General features: G+C 65.3%; 14 protein-coding genes. 11 read left to right on the top strand and 3 right to left on the bottom strand.

Annotation, left to right across the window (positions count from 1 at the left end; all coding sequences use genetic code 11):
* Window positions 1-34: 34 nt before the first annotated feature.
* On the bottom strand, window positions 35-1,840 hold the full coding sequence (locus tag VGN93_RS23905; RefSeq protein ID WP_327509492.1) for an alpha/beta fold hydrolase: 1,806 nt from the start codon (window positions 1,838-1,840) through the stop codon (window positions 35-37).
* A gap of 114 nt (window positions 1,841-1,954) precedes the next feature.
* On the bottom strand, window positions 1,955-3,208 hold the full coding sequence (locus VGN93_RS23900; protein ID WP_327509491.1) for an oligosaccharide flippase family protein: 1,254 nt from the start codon (window positions 3,206-3,208) through the stop codon (window positions 1,955-1,957).
* A gap of 178 nt (window positions 3,209-3,386) precedes the next feature.
* On the opposite strand from VGN93_RS23900, the gene VGN93_RS23895 reads away from it, so the two are divergent.
* The 11 genes from VGN93_RS23895 to VGN93_RS23845 all read left to right on the top strand — a co-directional run bounded on the left by VGN93_RS23895 (window position 3,387) and on the right by VGN93_RS23845 (window position 17,805).
* A complete protein-coding gene (locus VGN93_RS23895) occupies window positions 3,387-4,067 on the top strand; it encodes a polysaccharide deacetylase family protein (protein ID WP_327509490.1) in 681 nt (226 codons plus the stop codon).
* A 210-nt stretch (window positions 4,068-4,277) separates the two neighbouring features.
* Window positions 4,278-5,198, top strand: coding sequence for a glycosyltransferase (locus VGN93_RS23890; RefSeq protein ID WP_327509489.1), 921 nt, complete (start codon window positions 4,278-4,280; stop codon window positions 5,196-5,198).
* Entirely contained in the window at window positions 5,198-6,400 is a 1,203-nt protein-coding gene (locus VGN93_RS23885) for a glycosyltransferase family 4 protein (protein ID WP_327510017.1), read from the top strand. The genes VGN93_RS23890 and VGN93_RS23885 overlap by 1 nt, the downstream gene beginning before the upstream one ends.
* Window positions 6,397-7,701, top strand: a complete 1,305-nt coding sequence (locus VGN93_RS23880) for a hypothetical protein (RefSeq protein WP_327509488.1) — start codon at window positions 6,397-6,399, stop codon at window positions 7,699-7,701. The genes VGN93_RS23885 and VGN93_RS23880 overlap by 4 nt, the downstream gene beginning before the upstream one ends.
* An 89-nt stretch (window positions 7,702-7,790) precedes the next feature.
* A complete protein-coding gene (locus VGN93_RS23875) occupies window positions 7,791-9,098 on the top strand; it encodes a nucleotide sugar dehydrogenase (RefSeq protein ID WP_327509487.1) in 1,308 nt (435 codons plus the stop codon).
* On the top strand, window positions 9,079-10,332 hold the full coding sequence (locus VGN93_RS23870; protein ID WP_327509486.1) for a glycosyltransferase family 4 protein: 1,254 nt from the start codon (window positions 9,079-9,081) through the stop codon (window positions 10,330-10,332). The genes VGN93_RS23875 and VGN93_RS23870 overlap by 20 nt, the downstream gene beginning before the upstream one ends.
* 53 nt (window positions 10,333-10,385) lie before the next feature.
* The gene (locus VGN93_RS23865; protein ID WP_327509485.1) at window positions 10,386-12,290 is read left to right on the top strand and encodes an alginate lyase family protein; all 1,905 of its coding nucleotides are present in this window, start codon (window positions 10,386-10,388) and stop codon (window positions 12,288-12,290) included.
* Entirely contained in the window at window positions 12,287-13,549 is a 1,263-nt protein-coding gene (locus VGN93_RS23860) for a glycoside hydrolase family 5 protein (RefSeq protein ID WP_327509484.1), read from the top strand. The genes VGN93_RS23865 and VGN93_RS23860 overlap by 4 nt, the downstream gene beginning before the upstream one ends.
* Before the next feature lie 57 nt (window positions 13,550-13,606).
* Window positions 13,607-14,944 carry an O-antigen ligase family protein gene (locus tag VGN93_RS23855; RefSeq protein WP_327509483.1) on the top strand — a complete coding sequence of 446 codons (1,338 nt, stop codon included), beginning with the start codon at window positions 13,607-13,609 and terminating at the stop codon, window positions 14,942-14,944.
* Between the two features lie 111 nt (window positions 14,945-15,055).
* Window positions 15,056-16,558, top strand: coding sequence for a GumC family protein (locus VGN93_RS23850; RefSeq protein WP_327509482.1), 1,503 nt, complete (start codon window positions 15,056-15,058; stop codon window positions 16,556-16,558).
* Window positions 16,559-17,169: 611 nt separating this feature from the next.
* Complete coding sequence (locus VGN93_RS23845) at window positions 17,170-17,805, top strand: DUF1062 domain-containing protein (RefSeq protein ID WP_327509481.1); 636 nt, start codon at window positions 17,170-17,172, stop codon at window positions 17,803-17,805.
* Between the two features lie 49 nt (window positions 17,806-17,854).
* On the opposite strand, the gene VGN93_RS23840 is transcribed toward VGN93_RS23845, so the two are convergent.
* Window positions 17,855-18,913 carry a sn-glycerol-3-phosphate ABC transporter ATP-binding protein UgpC gene (locus VGN93_RS23840; protein WP_327509480.1) on the bottom strand — a complete coding sequence of 353 codons (1,059 nt, stop codon included), beginning with the start codon at window positions 18,911-18,913 and terminating at the stop codon, window positions 17,855-17,857.
* Window positions 18,914-18,915 lie beyond the last annotated feature (2 nt).

The following is an 18,915-nucleotide window of genomic DNA, read 5'->3' as shown; positions in this document are numbered from 1 at the left end:
AGGTAAACAGTTCGCATGCCTTAGCCGCGCCCGCTCAGCGTGTGCGCGAAAGCGAGGTTGCGGCCTGCTCGACGATGTCGAAGAGCTGCTCGCGGCTCACCCGCGGTGTCACGTTGTGGTCGGTATCCGGCAGGATATGCAGCGTGATGTTCGGATAGGCGGCAAGCCCTTCGACCGCGTTGCCGAAGTGCACATAGAGGTTGTCGAGCCCCGGATCGTCGACGCTGTAGACGAGGCATGTCCGGCCCGCCCTTTGCGAAAGCGCGCGGAAATCGGCATGCACGGCCCGTTCGAGACGCTCCGTCGCAAGCAGCGGTCCGAGCAGCGGCGCGAGGCGTTTCGAGAGACGCTGGGCGACGCGCTGGCCGATATTGCGTGCGGCGGCGCGCATGTCGATGTCGCCGGAAAAGAGCCGGCGGATCGTGTCGAGCTTGAGCGCCTTCTGGGAATAGTCGCCAAGCGCGCGCGGCGCGCTGTTGACGATCTCCGCGCTCGGCGGCTTCAGCCAGCGGAAGGCGTAAGGATTGACGACGATGCAACCCGCCCAGCGCGCGTCCGCGGCGGCGGCGCGGAAGGCGACATAGGCGCCGCTGCACCGCCCGAAGAGCAGCGCCGGTCCGGTCCTGCCGTTATCGTCGAGGAACTCTCCGACCGCGGCCATGTCGTCGATCTGCGTCTCGTCGTAGAGGACCTCTTCGCGGCGGCCGGGCACCGGCGGGCTGTCGCCGACGCCGGCGCTGTCGAAACGGAACGCGGTAATGCCGTTTGCCGCGAGGCGGCGGGCGAGGTCGACGCCGGAGCGCGCCCAGCCGCCCTGGTGGTCGTAACCGGTGGTGAGCAGCACGACCGTGGCATCGCCGCCGCCTGTCGCGAGTTCGGAAAGCGTGCCGATGAGGCGGCCGCCGGGGCCGAAGCGCAGCGCGGTTTCGCGTATTGTGCCGGCGGTGAGGACGGCCGGACCGGACGGGGGCGCGGGCGGATTTTTGATCGGCGCCTGATAGGCGGCAAGGCTCTTCAGCCAGTCCGGGAAAGCGTCGAGGAAGTCGGCGGGGATTTCCTGGCCGAGCGGGTTGGAAACCAGCTTGTCGTAGCCGCGAAAGACGAAATCGCGCATCGTCGCCGCGCCTTCCGCCAGGCGGTCGCGCAACTGGCGGTCCGAGGTATTGTCCGGCCGCGCGGCGAAGAAGACGTGTTCGGCGCGGCTGTCGGCAAAGGCGTCCGCGGTGAGCGTCGAGAGCGTCGCAACGATGCTCTGCGGCATCGACAGGCCCGCGATCGTGCCGGGCGCGGTGTCGCGCATATGGGGTGCCACGCCCACACCTTCATCGACGACGGCCGACCAGACGGAGAGTTCGCGCAGATAACGCCGTCCGGCGACAACCGGGGCGAGGAGGGCGAGACCAGCCAGGTCGGCACGCTCGCTCGCCCTGAGCGCGATCGCCGCGCCGAGGCCGAAGCCGAGCACCACCACGTTGGCCGCGCCGGAAAGGTTGCGCAGCGCCTCGGCGCCTGCGATCGCGGCATCCGTCCAGCTCGCGACGTCGATGACGGCTTCGGGCGCATCGAGCGCATTGGCGGTGCCGGGATAGTCGAAACGAAGGCTGGCGATGCCGTCCTCGGCAAGCGTTTCCGCAATGATGCGGAAGAACTTGCGGGTGCAGAGTTCGTCGATGCCCCAGGGGGCGAGGAAGAGGACCGCGAGGTCGCGTGCAGGCATGGTGCCGGAAGCTGGCTTGAAGAGGCCCATGATACCGGAAAAGGCCACGGGATAGGCGGCCTCATGGGCTTCTGACCCGCTTTCCGCAGCAATGACCGCGCCGTTCTTGGCGTCTCCCGACATGTCGTATTCCGTCCCCAGTCCGCCCCAGTGCCGCGCAAAAGGCGCTGTCATATTTTGCGGGTGCGCAGCCGTTCCGTTCTGCCCGGCAAAGTTTAAGATCGCGTGTAATGCGCCCTAGACGGCCCTGTCGCGCGCCAGGAACAGCCAGGTCGCGCCGACGAGCGAGATCTGCACGATGAGGCGGGCGAGGCCGGCACCGAGCAGGCCGCCGAGCACCGCGCCCGCCCAGATCGCCGGCACCATGACGAGCGCGGTGATGATGAGCAGCGTGATGCGCAGCTTCTGCTTGCCGACCGCGCGCAGGATATCGGCGCCGATGCCCGAAAGGCCCATGAGCAGCGGATAGAGCGCCAGGAGCTGGATGATCTCCGGCGTGCCGTCGAAATCGTGGCCGATGAGATAGGGAATATAGTCGGCGACGAAATAGAGGAAGATCGCGATCGGAACCGAGATCAGCAGGGAGAAGGGCACGAGCTTCAGGCCGAAGCGCACGCTTTCGGCGGCGCTGGCGGACGCGTTGCGGAAGTGGCGCGTGTAGGTCGCGTAGAGCAGGGCGCGGATCGGCGCGGAGGCTGCATCGACGATCTTGAAGCCGGCGGCATATTGGCCGGCGATATCGGGGCCGAGCGTCTGGGCGACGGCCGGCTTGTCGACATCGGCGACGCTGCCGATCGCCACGAATTCCAGGCAATATTGCAGGCCGAGCGAGATGTCTTCCCGGATCACGGCAGGCGAGGGCACGCCGCAGACCACCGCGACCAGCACGACGGAGATCACCGCGCCGAGCGCCGAAGCGGCGAGATACCACCAGGCCCAATGATCGAGCGTCAGGTCCTTTTGCAGCACGACCGCCGCGACCAGGAAGAGCGCGCGCAGCACCGCCATACCCACATTGACGAGCATCTGCAGCTTTGCCCGGTCGAAGGCCATGAAGGCGCTGGCGCAGACGGCGACGATGCGCCCGAAGACGAGGTGGGCTGCGACGAAGGCAAGCAGCGAGGAAAGCGCTATGTGCCCGCCCACGAGATAATGGCTGATCGCGATGGCGAAGGTCGCGACGACGGGCATCGTCAGCGCCGACATCGCGACGCTGTGGCCGAGAAAGCGCGGAAAATTTTCCGGATCGACGGCGACGCGCTGGATCATCACATGGTCGCTGCCGAGCCCGATCAGCAGCACGCCGATGCCGTTGATGGCCGAAAGCGTGACGAAGATCCCGTAGTCGGACGGCCCGAGATAGCGGGAGAGCAGCATGAAATAGCCGAACTGGATGACCAGCTGCATGCCGAAATTGAAGGTGTAGACGATGGTATTCCGGGCTAAGAGCGAACCGCGAACTTTATCGGCAAGCGCCACGATCCGTTTCATGCAATCACCCTGCGCTCAGCCCCCGCGGTGCCCGAGACGGCTGCGCCGCCCGATCACGGCGCTACGTCTAGAACAATGGCGGATCGCGCGCAATGGCGGCAGCGCGAAGGGGGTAAACCGTTTCTTGAGCTTTGCGGCGTAGAGGAGGGACGGTCGCCCCATCGCCGCCGGAGACACCATGCTCGCCAATACAATGTACCTCACCTTCCACGGCATCGGCGCGCCCATCGTGCCGCCGGCCGAGGGGGAACTGCGCTATTTCGTCACCGCCGACGTCTTCCGCCGCACGATCGCCGGCCTTGGCGAACTGGAGGCGAAGACCGGGGTCGAGGCGCATGTCACCTTCGACGACGGCAATATTTCGGACTACGACGTCGCGCTGCCGACGCTGGTGGAACACGGCCGGCGCGGCATCTTCTTCGTGCTCGCGGGTCGCATCGGGCAGCAGGGTTATCTCTCCACCGCGCAGATCCGCGAGATCGCAGCCGCCGGCATGACGATCGGCAGCCACGGCCACGACCATGTCGACTGGCGGCGCATTGACGCGGCGGGGCGCCGGCTTGAGCTGGTGGATGCGCGCAAGAAGATCGAGGACGTGCTCGGCATGCCGGTCGCCTATGCCTCCATCCCCTTCGGCGGTTTCGACCAGGCGGTGCTGCGGCAACTGAAGGCCGAGCGCTACGAGCGCGTCTTCACCAGCTCTACGGGCCTCACCTATCGCGACACGTGGTTCTGCCCGCGCCGGTCGCTCACCGACACCTTCGACCCCGCGACCGGACTTCTGCCGCTCGCGAGCGCCGATCAGAAGGCCCGCGGCCTTGCCTATCGCATCGCGCGCCGGTTGCGCTATCGCTGGTAGTCCATTTCCTTCGCATTCGATCCTTTCCGTTTCACGGGCATTAACCAGGCCGCGACGAATCCTGCGCCGAAACAGGACCGGAGGGCGGAAATTAACGCCATGTTAGACACGACGCGCCAACAAGTTGGGCACACGGCGAGCGCGATCATCGGTTGCGACGGAGCCGGGAACGGCGGCCGCAACCGGTAGGCCGAGAAGAGGACTGGGCGCTTGACCTTGATTTCGGTAGTCATGTGCACCTTCGACAGGGAGGTGATGGCAAGGCGGACGATCGCGTCGGTCTATGCCCAGCGTCTGCCCGCAGGCCTTTCCCTGGAATTGATCGTCGTCGACAACACGCCGGACGGCAATGCACGCGGCTGGATCGAAGGCCTTTCGGGTCTCGAATCGCGCCCGCGCTACGTCCATGAAACCCGCGCCGGCATTTCCCATGCCAGAAACGCCGGCGTTGCCGCCGCAAGCGGCGAGTTCCTTGCCTTCATCGACGACGACGAGACTGCCGAGCCGGACTGGCTGGAAAACCTCCACCGCGCGCTGCTGATCCATAGTGCCGACATGGGCACCGGCCCCGTCCTGCCGGTCTTCGAGGACAAGCCGGCGCTCGGCTGGGATCCGACGCCCTTCTTCTTCGGCAAGCGCGAGGCGATGGCGACCGGCGGGCAATTGCAGGCCGCGCGCACCGGCAACATCATGTTCCGGGTTGCCACCTGCTTTGACGGCACGCCGCCTTTCGATCCGCGGCTCGGCCGCTCGGGCGGCGAGGATACGGATTTCACGCACGGCCTCTACCGCAAGGGGCGCAAGATCATCTGGGTGGCGGATGCCGCCGTGCACGAATTCTGGCCGCAGGCGAAGGCCTCGCTGCCGGCCTTCCTGCGCCGCAAGCTCGTCACCGCGCGCAACACGACCCATGTGCGCATCACGCGCGATCCGCGGCCGATGCCGGCGTTCCTGGCGATCGTGCCCAAGGCGCTTGCCCAGCTCGTCATCTTCTCGCCGCTTGCGGCGGTGAGCTATCCGTTCAGCCGGCAGTTCTACGCGCGCTGCGCCATGCAGGTCATGTCGGCGCTCGGCAAGCTGACCTTCTGGCAGCGCGCCGGTTACTACGGCCGCAGCGGGGGGCAGACGTGATGCTGCAAAAGCCCGCAAAACCCTACAAGGTCGCGATCTTCCACCAGGGCTGCGTCCCCGTCTATCGCCGTGGTTTCTACGTGCGCCTCGCCGAGACGTCGAAGAACGACTATGTCGTCTTCCACGGCAAGCCGCCGTCCAACACATCGTTGCAAGTGGCGCAACCGCCGTTTCCCTTCGCCAATGTCGAGGTCGGCACGGTCGAGCTGCGGCTGAAGAAGGCGCTGCTGATCTGGCAGCGGGCGGTGTCGCGGTTTGCCGCGGGCCGGTTCGATGGCGTCGTGATCGGCCATGAATTCAAGTTCCTGTCGAGCTTCGCCATCCTTGCGCTCGCCAAGCTGCGCCGGCGTCCGGTCTTCTGGTGGGGTTTCGGCTATCGCAAGGCCTATGGCTCCTGGGATGACGGCGGCAAGCCGCCGCTGAAGGATCGCGTTGCGCTGTGGGCCGCCGACAAGCTCGCCCGCTGGGGTGACGGTTATCTCGCCTATACGGAAAAGGGCCGCGACCATCTCCTGTCGATCGGCGTGCCGGCCGACCGCATCCAGGTGGTGCGCAACACCATCGACGTCGAGGAGCAGATCGCGCTCGCCGAAGCCGTTGCGGGCAGCGACGACGCCGATACCCGCGCCGAGTTCGGCCTCAGGCCAAATGCCGACGTGCTGCTCTATGTCGGCCGCCTGGTGCCGCGCAAGGAGGTGGACAGCCTGGTGCGTTTCGCCGTCGCCAATCCGCACGTGGACGGACGGCCGGTGGACGTGCTGGTGATCGGCGACGGCGAGGAGCGCGCGAAGCTCGAAGCGCTTGCCGGTGACGCACCCAACATCCGTTTCGCCGGCGCGATCGACCCTTCCGACATGCGCCTTGCCAGGGCGATGAAGCTTTCCCGCGCGGTGGTCATTCCCGGTTATCTGGGCCTTGCCATCAACCACGCCTTCGCGCATGGCCGGCCGATCGTCACCCGCAAGCACGACTTCCACAGCCCCGAAATCGAATACCTGACGGAAGGCGAGGACAGCCTGCTGATCCCCGGCGACGAGGCGGATTTTCACGAAGGGCTGAAGGCCTTTCTCGCAGCGCCCCAGGAACAGGCGCGCCTCGCGGCCAATGCCACCGACCGGCGCGAGACCTTGAGGATGGACTACATGGTCAGGGCCTATGACGATTTCATAAGCCGCGTCGTGGCCAAGGCGGACGCCCGATGAACGCGATCGCCCGCCTCCGCATGGCTTCGCTCGGGGACGCGCTCGTTCGCCGCTTCCCCCCGCTCTATCTCGCCTATCGGCGGGACCTCGCCGCCTTCGATGCGCTCGATACGGCCGGCCGCCAGGTGCGTCAGCAGCGGCTTGTGGACCGGGTCCTTGCGGCCGCCTCCGGCCTGCCCGGCTACAGCGCCTGCAAGGGCAAGCCGCTCGATGCCTATCCGATCCTGACGAAGGAAATGCTGCGCGCGGCACCCGACGACTATCGCTCGCCCTCCGGCCTGCTGACGGCGGCAGCGGCGACCAGCGGCTCGTCCGGCATTCCGCTTGCCATCAAGCGCAGCTTCGCCTCGGTCGTTTTCGAGCAGGCGGCGATCGACCATGTCGTAGCGCTTGCCGGCGGCGACTTCCGGAATGATCGCATCGCCGTGCTGCGCGGCGAGGCGATCAAGGCCCCGTCCGACCGCACGCCGCCCTACTGGCGCGTCGAGCGCGGCGGGCGGATCATGAATTTCTCCGTCGCGCACCTGAATGCCGAGACCGCGGAAACCTTCTTCAAGGCACTCAAGGACTTTGCGCCGGGCGTCATATGGGCCTATCCCTCCGCACTCGACATGCTCGCGGCCTGCATGGAGCGCCAGGGCTGGCGGCTCGACGTGCCGGTCGTGCTGACCTCCTCCGAGGTGTTGACGGACGAGTTGCGCGCGCGCGCCGAACAGCTTTTTGGCGCCTGCGTGGCGGACTATTATGGCCAGGCCGAGCGGGTCTCCTTCGCCTATGCGCTGAAGGCGGCGGCCTACCGCTTCATGCCGGCTTACGGGCAGGTGGAGTTGCACTCCGTTGATGGCGACGGGCGTTTCCGCATCATCTCGACGAACCTGCGCAACGCCGCGCAGCCGCTCGTGCGCTACGACACGGGCGACATCGCGATTGCGCTCGATGCACAGGATGCAGCCGAAGTGGCACTTGGCACAAAACCCTTCGCCCGCATCGAGGGGCGCGAAAGCGACTACCTGATCGCGCCGGACGGCAGCCGGTTGATCGGCATGAACCACATCCCCCGTTCCATCGATGGCCTTTTGCAGATGCAGCTTCGGCAGACGGACCCTGACCGCGTGCTGGTCCTCGCCGTCGCCGAGCGACCCACGGACGAGACGCTGAAGGCGGCGATCGCGGCGAAGGTCGCGCAGCGCCTGCCGCAGACGATGCGGGTCGAGATCCGCTTCTGCGAGGCGATCGCGCGGGAAAAGAGCGGGAAAATGCCGCTCGTCGTGCGGGAATCCGGCCTTTGTGCATCGGGATAAGGGTATCCGAAAGGTTTTGCCGCTACTGACGCGCTTTCGGCAGCGGCTTTCGTCATCACGCCGGGATCGGCAATATCGCAGAGGTTCGCATGAAGATTTCGCTTTTTGGCCTGGGCTATGTCGGAGCCGTGACCGCCGCCTGCCTGTCGCGCGACGGGCATGAGGTGATCGGCGTCGACAATCAACAGCTCAAGGTCGATATCATCAACAGCGGCAACTCGCCCGTCGTCGAAGAGGGCGTCGGCGAACTGATCCGCGCCGGCATCGAGAACGGCCGGCTGCGCGCGACAACCAATGTCGACGAGGCGGTGGGCGCTACGGACATGTCGCTGATCTGCGTCGGCACGCCGAGCCGCAAGAACGGCTCGCTCGACACCGACATCGTGCTGCGTGTCTGCCAGGAAATCGGTGCTGCCGTCGCGCGCAAGAAGCGCCCGCACACGGTCGTCATCCGCTCCACCGTGCTGCCGGGCACGATGCGCAACCTCATCATCCCGACGCTGCGCGAACATGCCGGTGCGGAAGCCCAGATCTCCATCGGCAACAATCCGGAATTCCTGCGCGAGGCAAGCGCGGTCTATGACTACGACAACCCGCCGAAGATCGTCGCGGGTGGCGAAAACGAAGCCGTGGCGGCGCAGATCGCCTCAATCTACGAGGGCATCGAGGCGCCGCGGTTCCTCACCTCCGTCGATGTTGCCGAACTCGTCAAATATGCCGACAATGCCTGGCATGCCGTGAAGGTCGCCTTCGGCAACGAGATCGGCAATATCGGCAAGGCCGTCGGCGTCGACAGCCACGAGGTCATGAAGATCTTCTGCAAGGACGAGAAGCTCAACATTTCGCCGCGCTATCTGATGCCGGGCTTCGCCTTCGGCGGTTCGTGCCTGCCGAAGGATGTGCGCGCGCTCTCCTACAAGGGCCGCGAGCTCGACCTGGAGCTGCCGCTGCTCAACAGCCTGCTGCGCTCGAACGAGGAACAGGTCGCGCGCGCCTTCGACGAGATCATGGCCTATGGCAAGCGCAAGATTTCCATCTTCGGCATCAGCTTCAAATCGGGCACGGACGACCTGCGCGAAAGCCCGCTGGTGACGCTGGTGGAGCGCCTGCTCGGCAAGGGCATGGATATCCTGATCTATGACCGTTTCGTCAATTTCGCCCGGCTCTACGGTGCCAACCGCGATCACATCCTCAACGTCATCCCGCATATCTCGTCGATCCTCGTCGACGATTTCGACCGGGTGGCGGCGCATGGCGATGTGCTGATCGTCGGCAATTCCGATCCGGAATTCGAAAGACTTCCCGGGCAGATGCGGCAGGACCAGAGGCTTTACGATCTCGTACGCCTGAAGAATGTGGATGAGCTGGAGGAACGCTATGAAGGTGTTAACTGGTAAGGAGGTCGAGGCGGCCGTCGACCGGCCGTTCGACCGGCGTGTGCTCATCATCGTGGAAAACCTGCCCGTGCCCTTCGACCGCCGCGTGTGGTCGGAGGCGACGACGCTTCGCGCCGCCGGCTATACGGTCTCGGTCATCTGCCCGACGGGCAAGGGTTTCGAGGCACTCTACGAGGAGCGCGAAGGCATCCACATCTATCGTCACCCGCTGCCGATCGATGCGCGCGGTGCGCTTGGTTATGTCAGGGAATATTCCGCCGCGCTCTTCCACGAGGCGCGGCTCGCCTTCAAGATCCGCCGCCGGCACGGGTTCCACGTCATCCATGGCTGCAACCCGCCGGACCTGATCTTCCTCGTCGCCTGGCTGTTCCGGCCGTTCGGCATAAAATTCCTGTTCGATCATCACGACATCTGCCCGGAACTGTTCGAGGCGAAGTTCGGCAAGCGCGGCATGCTCTATCATGTGACGCGTTTCTTCGAGCGGCTGACCTTCCGCTCGGCCACCGTCTCCATCGCGACCAACGAATCCTACCGCGACATCGCCATCACGCGCGGCGGCATGGCGCCGGACGACGTGTTCGTGGTGCGTTCGGGGCCGAAGATCGAGAAGTTGCAGATCCGCCCGCCGAAAGAAGAGCTGAAGAAGGGCTTTGCCCATCTCGTCGGCTATGTCGGCGTCATCGGCCAGCAGGAGGGCATGGACCTGCTCGTCGAGGCGGTCGACCACATCGTCAACACGCTTCACCGCACCGACATCCATTTCGGCATCGTCGGCGGCGGGCCGGAGCTTGCTGCTATCGTCGAGGACGTGGAGAAGCGCGGCCTCTCGCGCTACTTCACCTTCACGGGACGTGCGCCCGACGACGTGATGCTCGACATGCTGAACACGGCGGATGTCTGCATCAATCCCGATCGCGTCACGCCGATGAACGACCTGTCCACCATGAACAAGATCCTCGAATACATGACGCTGAAAAAGCCGATCGTGCAATTCGAGACGCGCGAGGGCAAGGTGTCGGCGGGCGAATCCTCGCTCTATGCCAAGCGCAACGACGTGAAGGATTTCGGCGAAAAGATCGTGGCCCTGATCGACGATCCGGAACGGCGGCAGACGATGGGCGAGCTCGGACGCAAGCGCATCCTCGCGTCGTTCTCGTGGGAACACTCCGCGCCCGTGCTGCTTGCTGCCTATGAACGCCTCTTCGAGAAAGTCGGCGCGAAGGCTGGCCGATGAGCGGTGGCGGCCTTTCGAATAGGCTCGCATGGTATGCCCGGCGCCTCTCCGCCATGTCGACGGCCGAGGTCGTGCACCGGGTCGGCGAACTGGCGAAGAAGCGTTCGGCCCGCCTTGCGCAGCCGGGCTGGGCGCGTTTCGATCAGGGCGACGGGCCGCTTCCGGTCTTTCCGGCCGCCATCGATGTCACTTCTGCGGATGCCGATCTCGTGGCGCGCTGGGAGCGTGTCGCGGAGGCCGCGATGGCCCGGCGGCATCGTTTCCTCGGCGTGGATTGGCCGGCGGCGGGGAATGCTTCGCTCTGGCATTTCGACCCGGTCTCGCAGCGTGAATGGCCGAAGGACCGCTACTGTTTCGACATCAACTACCGGCATATCGACGTCTATGGCGATGTGAAATATGTCTGGGAAATCAACCGGCTGCAATATCTTCAGCCGATTGCGGCACTGGCTGCACGGACGGGTCGGGCGGATCTGCGCGCCTTCGTGACGGCCGAGATCGCCAGCTGGATCGCCGACAACCCGCCCTTCCACGGCATCAACTGGCCGTCCGGCATCGAACTCTCGGTGCGCGCCATCAGCGTGCTGGTCGTGACGCGGCTGCTCGGCGCCGACGCCTTTTCGGCGGCTGAAACCCGCGCCATCCGCGCCTTCCTGGCTGCGACCGGCGATTGGCTCAGCCGCTATCCGTCGCGCTTTTCTTCCGCCAACAACCACCTGATCGCGGAAGCCGTCGGCCTCTACGTGATCGCTACGGCCTGCCCGGAGCTGCCGGCGGCGTCGCGCTGGCGCGCCTATGCGCGCAGGGTGCTGGCGGAAGAGGTCGACCGCCAGTTCCACGCTGACGGCATCGGTGCCGAGCAGTCGCCGACCTACACCGCCTTCACGCTCGAGCTCTACGTGACAGCGGTGTGCGTGGCACAGGCCGCGGGCGATCCGTTGCCGCAGGCGGTGGTGGACAAGCTTGCCACCGTCGGCGAGGCGCTTCGCTGGTTCATGGACGAAACGGGCGCCGTGCCGCGCATCGGCGACGATGACGAAGGCCGCGTGATCGTCAGCGATCCGGAGGCCGACCGGTTCTATGTCGCCTCCGTGCTCTCGGCGACGGCAGCAGTCTGCGGCCGGCAGGACATCGCCCCGCCGGCAGCACCCCCACACCTACGCGACCTCGTCTTCGGCCGCCACCTTGCACCGACCAAGGGGGAGGGCGTGCGCACCTTCACCGAGGGCGGCTACACGGTCCTGCGAGACCGGGTGCACGACCGCCAACTCGTCCTGGCGATGGACCACGGACCGCTCGGCTTCCTGTCGATCGCCGCGCACGGCCATGCCGACACGCTCGCCGTCTGGCTCACCTATGGGGGAAGGGCGCTGCTGGCGGATGCCGGGACCTATCTCTACCATGCCGGCGGTGCCTGGCGGGATGCCTTCCGAGGCACGCCGCTGCACAACACGCTGTCGATCGGCGGCGAAAGCTCCAGCCTCGTCTCCGGCGCCTTCAACTGGAAGGCCAAGGCGGAGGCCAGCCGACTTGCAGTGAACGACCGCCTCGACACCTTCTCCTGCGAAGCCGCGCATGACGGTTACAAGGCGCGCTTCGGCGTGGAGCACGTCCGCGCGCTCCGCCGCGTCTCGTCGGATACGTTCCGCATCGAGGACAGGTTGGAGGGCGCGGTCGCGCCGATCGGCGACGTCGCGATTGCCTTCCTGTCCGGTGAAGGCATCGAAATCCGCACCACGGACCGGGCCAGCACCTTCGATTTCGTGGCCGAGGGCACGGCGCTGCTGCGGCTCACCGGGCCGGAAGGCTGGGTGGGATCGGTCGTAAGCGGACAGGAGGCGGAGCGGCTCGGCTGGCGTTCGCCCTGCTTCGGCGTGAAGACGCCGTCCGACCAGCTGGTGTTCCGCGGATCGGCGGCGCCTGGTATGACCATGCACACGGATTTGAGGCTGCTGTGAGAGCCTTTCGCCCGCTCGTTCTGCTCGTCATCATGCTTCTTGGTGCGGCAAACACGACGCTGGCGGCCGACCTGCCGAGCTTCCGGCGCGGTATCAATCTCGCCCGGCTGCACAGCCTGCCGACGGAAGATCCCACGACCGCCGGGGCCTTCCTCTGGCCGCCGTTCCAAGGCCCGCTCGCCCGCATCAAGAATGCCGAGCTTCGGCGCCTGCGCGCCGTGGGCTTCGATTTCGTCCGTCTTCCGGTGGCCCCGGCGCCCTTCCTCTCGGTGACGCAAGCCAAGCGGCGCGTGCTCACCGACGCGCTCCTTGAGACGGTGCGGCGCTTGCAGAAGGCGGGCTTCGGCGTGCTCGTCGATGCGCATACCAACCATTCCGACCCGAACTGGTCGGCACCCAGAATCCTGGCCGACGCCAAGGGTGCCCCGTTCCGCGATTATGCCGAATGGCTGAAGCAGCTTGCCGGCTTTCTGCGCGACCTGCCGGCGGAGAAGACGGCACTCGGCCTGATGAACGAGCCGCAACAGGAATGCCAGCTGAAGACGGCGAACGACTGGATCAACATGCAGCCACGGCTCTATGCGGCCGTTCGCGAGACCGCGCCGGACCTCGCCCTGGTCCTGACGACGGGATGTTATTCCTCCCCCGAAGCGCTGCCCCAGCTGGACATGGCACCCTTCGACGCCAATACGCTCGTCGACGTGCACTATTACCGGCCCTATCCCTTCACGCATCAGGGCCTTCCCTTTGCCAACGAGCCGCTGCGCTACATGTCCGGCATCGCCTATCCCGGCCCCGGCGCCGACAGGATCCTGACGCTTGCCCGTACCATGCAGCTGATCGCGGAGCGCCGGCGCGCCGGGGACAATGTGCCCGACGACGCCCTCGAGCAGGCGAAGGCGACGATGGCGAATTACTACGATGATCCGCCGATCGTGGACGACGGCTATGTCGCGGGCCATTTCGCCGCCATGCGGAAATGGGTCGAGGCTGAAAAGATCGCGCCGTCGCGGCTGATCATCGGCGAATTCGGCGTTGCCCGCCAGCCGGAGGACTTTCCCGAAATCCCGGGCCGCTATCGCTGGCTGAGCGACGTGCGCAAGGCGGCGGAAGACAACGGCTTCGGCTGGGCGCTGTGGGATTACAATGCCGGCGACGGCTATCCCGGTTTCGGGTTGGTTTTTGACAATGAATCACGCAAGATCGACGCCGACGCGATAGCGGCGCTCGGTCTGGACCGGAGCGCGCTGCGCGACTAGGGCAAATCCAGCGGCTTTGCGTCTGGAGAGCATCTCCCGCACGGCGCGAGGATCAGGTTGAGCGATACGGTGAACAACGGTTTGGCCGTCAGGCAGGAGCAGCGGCAGGTCCGTGCTTCTGACGGCCTGCTCGGCTGGGTTCCGGCGATCGCGATCGGTTATGCGACGATCCTCACGCCGCTCCTCGTGTTTCGCACGACGCCCGCGGTCGAGGACCCGGCGATTGCCGCGGCTGCGTCGGGCTCCAATCTCCTCAACCAGGTCTTCTGGCTCTTCCTGCTCGTCTCGACCGCCTTCGCCTTCCGCCACCGGCTTGCGCGGTTCGAGGAGGCGCTGAAGCAGCCGGTCGTCGTGCTCGTCGGGCTCTATATGCTGCTCGCCTTCGCCAGCATCGTCTGGTCGCCAGCGCCGTCCATCGCCTTCCGCCGCGCGACGTTGCAATTCATCGTGATCGCCACGGTCGTGCTGCCGGCCTTCCTCGTGGACGACCCCAGGGCCCAGATCGACCGCGTCATGGCGGTCTTTTTCGTGACGATAGCCATCAATCTCGTCGCGGTGCTGCTGCTGCCGGCGGGCCGGCTTGGCCATCAGGGCATCTATACCCACAAGAACGAACTCGGCCTCGTCGTCGCCTACGGCTTCGTCTTCTGCCTCTACGGCGTCTGGCGGCTGAGCGGCCTCGGCCGACTGATCGCGCTCGCCCTTGCCGCCGCGGCCCAGCTGGAACTCGTCGTCAGCAAGTCGAAGACGTCACTCGGCCTTGCTCTGCTCATCCCGCTGATCGCGCTGGCAGTGGTGGCGGCCAGCCGGTTTCTGCGCATCAATGCGCTGTATCCGCTGTTCTTCGGCCTGCTCGCCTGCCTTTTCGGCGGGCTCTTCGTCGCCAATCTGGTGGATTTCAGCTTCGCCGACTTCTCCATGCTGCTCTTCGACGACACGACCTTTACGGGGCGCACGATCATCTGGGATTTTCTCGGTGATGTGATCAGCCGCAGGCCGATCCTCGGTCAGGGATACGGCTCTTTCTGGGATATAGGCCCCGGATCCATCGTGCTCACCGAAGCCCCGGGCTTCGTCGCCACCCTGTTGCAGGGGCACAGTGGTTATGTCGACGTCACGGTGGAACTCGGTCTGGCGGGGTTGGCCGTGCTGTTGGCGTTCCTCGCCTGTGTTCTGCTGAGTGTCGGCCGCGCGCCGAACGATGGACGCACCGGCATGGCGGAAGCCTGGCTCTTCATGTCCGTCGTCATCGTGACGCTCTGCCATAACATGCTGGAGAGTAGCTGGTTCCGCGGCTATTCCGTGGTGTGGATGCTCTTTCTGCTGGTGGGCGCCTGGGCCCAGGCGGGCCGGCGCCAGGCGAGGGGAAACCGCGGCGCGCGGCAGAGAAATTGAAACTCCGTTAACCATATCGATTTACACAATGGGAGGGGATTCGCGCGCGCCGCCCCGTATTTGCATGATGTGATTTCATTTCAGCCGAGCGGGTCTATGACGAACGCCTCCATGGAAAACAGAGATGGCGATGGGTTGATCGACCCCTGGGCGATTGCGCGCAAGCTGTATCAACGCTTGCCGCTCATCGCGCTCATCGCGATCGTGGCCGTGGGTCTCACCGCCGCCTATGTCTTCACCGCCGCGCCGGTCTACACCGCCTGGACGCGCATCGTCGTCGATCCGGCGAGCCGCAAACCCTTCGAGGACAAGAACGCGCCGTCACTGCTCGGCAGCGAAGCGCTCGGCCTCGATACCCAGCTCCTGATCGTTTCGTCCGCCGCCGTGCTGGAACCCGTGGTCGCCGAACTCAAGCTGACGGAAGACCCGGAATTCGTAAAGGGGGCGGCGGGCGACGCGCCCGAGCGGCGTGCCGCCAAGGTGATGGCGGCGCTCGCAAAGGCCGTCACGGTTTCCCGCGAGGGGGCCACCTATATCATCTCGATCGGCGTCAAGTCGCAAAGCGCCCAGAAATCCGCCGACCTTTCGCAGGCCATCGCAAAATCCTACCTGCGCGAACAGCAGCAGTTCCAGCTCAACTCCTCCCAGCAGCTCGCCGAACAGATCGACACCCGCCTGGTCGGCCTGCGCGAGCGCGTCCGCGAGACGGAGGAGAAGGTACAGAAGTTTCGCGCCGAAAAGCGGCTGCAAAGCGGGGTGGACGGAAGCCTGCTTGTCGGCCAGGAACTGGGCGGCCTGAATGCGCAGCTCGTGGAAGCGCGCAGCGCGCTGGCGACCGCGACGGCGGCGAGCGAGGAGATCCAGCGTTATTTCAAGCGCGAGATCGAGCCCACCGCCCTTGGTGAAGTCGTCAATTCCCCCCGTGTTACGCAATTGCTTCAGGAATATTCGCGTGCCGTGCGCAACGAAGCTTCCCTTGCTGCCGGACTCCTGCCGCAGCATCCCTCCCTTCTGCGGGCGAAGGCCGAGGTTGCGCGCATTTCCTCGCTGGTGAGGGCCGAAATCCAATCGATCGGCGAGGGCAAGAAGGTCGAGCTCGACGTCGCCCAGCAGCGCGTGGCGAACCTGGAACGCCAGATGGAGACCGTGCGGTCGTCTTCCAATGTCGGCGAGGAGGACTTGATCATGCTGCGCGAGCTGGAGACCGAGGCGAAGTCGACCCGCGCGGTCTATGAGAACGTGCTGGGCCGGGCCAAGGAAGTGGCCAACCTCGAACAGATCACCATGCCCGTCGCCCGTATCATCAGCCCGGCACTGCCGCCGGAAGACCCGTCCTGGCCCCGCAAGAAGGTGCTGGTGGCGCTTGCTGGGGTGGTGGGCGTGGCGCTTGGTATCTTCCTGGTGGTGGTGCTGGAAGTCTGGCGCCAGCTTCGCGCCCGCTATTCGCCCGCATCTGTTTTGAGCGAAAGCAAGGTCGAGCCGGTCGAAACCGTGGTGGTGGAAGCCGCGCCGGTGGAAGCCGTTCAGGTCACGGAGACGGTGCAGCCCGTTCCCCGGCGGCGCATCGTCTATACAGGCTCGCCCAAAATATCGACCGGCTACCCCAAGCGCTGAGGCATGCGTTAACTGTTTCGGCAGTTAAGTTTTCGGGAAGACAGTCCTCGCAGCTATAGTGCTGAGGATGCTGAGCACAGTCTATGCCATCATAGCCGTCCTGTTCCTTGTGATGACCTTCCTTGAAGGGCAGCGAAAGGGCTTGCCTTGGAGCCCGTACCGGGTTTTCGGCTTGATGCTCTGCGTGGTGTGGCCGGCGCTTCTCCTCTATGTGGTGGGCACCGCGGCAATCGAGCGCTATGGCGACAGACCATCGAAGATCGCGAGACGGCCAGACGGATTTTGAACCGGGCACGCTTTTAAAGTGCTTTTGCCTTTGTTATGGCTGACGGCGAAGAGCGTTGGCGCATAGAGGTTCCGTTTTGCCGTCGTAAACACCGGTCTCATCCAGTTTCACCCTCACAGGGCACGCGGAGCGTTTGCGCCGTGCCGCCCTGTGGCATGTTCATCGGGTGGTGGTCTGAGACCGGTTTGGCATTGTCGAAAATGTGCCATGCGCAGCCCCCGGCTGCTCCAGCTCTTCCGCCGCTCGAAACACCGCCACGCCGTGCCCTGACGGGCTTCTCCCGACCTCATCTTGGTGAACTTCCTTTTCGGAAGACCAAGACGGTATGTGCAATCTTCTCAAGGTCCGATGGACCATCGTTCCCCAAATACCCCCGCAGCCCTGGATCGTTTGCGGCAATTGCGGCGGGCCAAAACCCTTCCGGGCAAGCGACAGGCTGCGGCTGAACGCCAACGGAAAAAGGCTCGATGCCTGGCTGATCTACAAATGCCTTTCCTGCGACAAGACCTGGAACAGGCCGCTGTTCGAACGGCAGACTATCCGGGATATCGACCCGGTGACGCTCGATGCGTTGCAGAGCAACGACCGGCACTGGATTCGCCGGCACGCCTTCGATATCGCGGCCCTGCGCCACAAGGCGAAACGCATCGATACCTTTGCCGAAAACGATGTCGACAAGGCGACAATATCGGTGAGCCCGGCCTGGAGCCTGCTGGAGATCAGCTTTTCGGTGCCGACAGCAGCCTCCATTCGGCTCGACAGGTTGCTGGCGTCGGAACTGGGCCTTTCCCGCACGCGCCTGCACGCGCTTCACGGTGCTGGGAAGCTGCGGCTCGACCCGGATCGAAAGGACGCGCTGCGGCGACCGCCGAAGGATGGCGGGCAGGTGATCATCGATGCTTCCGGCCTGCCGGACCGCGAGGACATCGCGCGCTATGCGCGGGGAGAAAACGCCGCCTGACGCTGCAAGGGGCAGAACCGGGCCGTTGCGTCCGGTTCTGCGGTTGGCGTCAGGCGCTGGCCGCGCCGCCGATGCGGCGGCCGGTCTGCTCGTCGAAGAGATGCAGGCGCGCGGTGTCCGGCATCACGCGAACGATCTCGCCGGGGCGGATATGCAGGCGGTCGCGGCCGAGATGGGTGAGTTTCTGGCCGTTCATGTCCAGCAGCAGCAGGGTTTCCGCGCCGGTCTGCTCGACGACCACAACGGTTGCCTCGGTGCCGGACGGATCGAGATGCAGGTGTTCGGGCCGGATGCCGAGCACGACATCGGCCCTATTCTCCATCGTTTCCGGCGCCGTGAGACCGCATTCCCCGGTGAATTGCCCGTTCGCAACGCGACCCTTGATGAAATTCATCGCCGGCGAGCCGATGAAGCCGGCCACGAACATGTTGTCCGGACGGTCGTAGAGTTCCAGCGGCGATCCCACCTGCTCCACCACGCCGCCCTTCATCACCACGATCTTGTCCGCCATGGTCATGGCCTCGACCTGGTCGTGGGTGACATAGACCGTGGTGGTGCCGAGGCGCTGGTGCAGGGCCTTGATTTCGGCGCGCATCTGCACGCGCAGCTTGGCATCGAGGTTCGACAGGGGTTCGTCGAACAGGAAGACGACCGGATCGCGAACGATGGCGCGGCCCATGGCGACGCGCTGGCGTTGGCCGCCCGAGAGCTGGCGCGGCAAGCGGTCGAGCAGGGAAGACAGGTCGAGGATTTCGGCGGCGGCGGCCACGCGCCGGTCGATCTCGTCGCGCGGCTTGCCGGCGAGTTTCAGCGAGAAACCCATGTTCTTCGCCACGGTCATGTGCGGGTAGAGCGCGTAATTCTGGAAGACCATGGCGACGTCGCGCTGTTTTGGCGGGATGTCGTTGACGACGCGCCCGCCGATGCGGACCTCTCCGCCGGAAATGCCTTCAAGGCCGGCGATCATGCGCAAAAGCGTGGACTTGCCGCAGCCGGATGGCCCGACGAGTGCTACGAATTCACCGTTTTCGACCTCGACGTCGATGCCCCGCAGGACCTCCACGGGGCCGTAGGATTTGCGGACATCGCGGATCAGGACCTGTGCCATGC

The organism is Shinella sp., assembly GCF_035998705.1.
Classification (GTDB): domain Bacteria; phylum Pseudomonadota; class Alphaproteobacteria; order Rhizobiales; family Rhizobiaceae; genus Shinella.
The sequence above is the reverse complement of the archived record's forward strand: the minus strand, read 5'-3'. Positions and strand labels throughout refer to the sequence as shown.

Coding starts and splice junctions, on each gene's coding strand:
- VGN93_RS23905 (WP_327509492.1), bottom strand. CDS start 1,840: ATGTCGGGAGACGCCAAGAACGGCGCGGTCATTGCTGCGGAAAGCGGG.
- VGN93_RS23900 (WP_327509491.1), bottom strand. CDS start 3,208: ATGAAACGGATCGTGGCGCTTGCCGATAAAGTTCGCGGTTCGCTCTTA.
- VGN93_RS23895 (WP_327509490.1), top strand. CDS start 3,387: ATGCTCGCCAATACAATGTACCTCACCTTCCACGGCATCGGCGCGCCC.
- VGN93_RS23885 (WP_327510017.1), top strand. CDS start 5,198: ATGCTGCAAAAGCCCGCAAAACCCTACAAGGTCGCGATCTTCCACCAG.
- VGN93_RS23880 (WP_327509488.1), top strand. CDS start 6,397: ATGAACGCGATCGCCCGCCTCCGCATGGCTTCGCTCGGGGACGCGCTC.
- VGN93_RS23875 (WP_327509487.1), top strand. CDS start 7,791: ATGAAGATTTCGCTTTTTGGCCTGGGCTATGTCGGAGCCGTGACCGCC.
- VGN93_RS23870 (WP_327509486.1), top strand. CDS start 9,079: ATGAAGGTGTTAACTGGTAAGGAGGTCGAGGCGGCCGTCGACCGGCCG.
- VGN93_RS23865 (WP_327509485.1), top strand. CDS start 10,386: ATGTCGACGGCCGAGGTCGTGCACCGGGTCGGCGAACTGGCGAAGAAG.
- VGN93_RS23850 (WP_327509482.1), top strand. CDS start 15,056: ATGGAAAACAGAGATGGCGATGGGTTGATCGACCCCTGGGCGATTGCG.
- VGN93_RS23845 (WP_327509481.1), top strand. CDS start 17,170: ATGTGCAATCTTCTCAAGGTCCGATGGACCATCGTTCCCCAAATACCC.
- VGN93_RS23840 (WP_327509480.1), bottom strand. CDS start 18,913: ATGGCACAGGTCCTGATCCGCGATGTCCGCAAATCCTACGGCCCCGTG.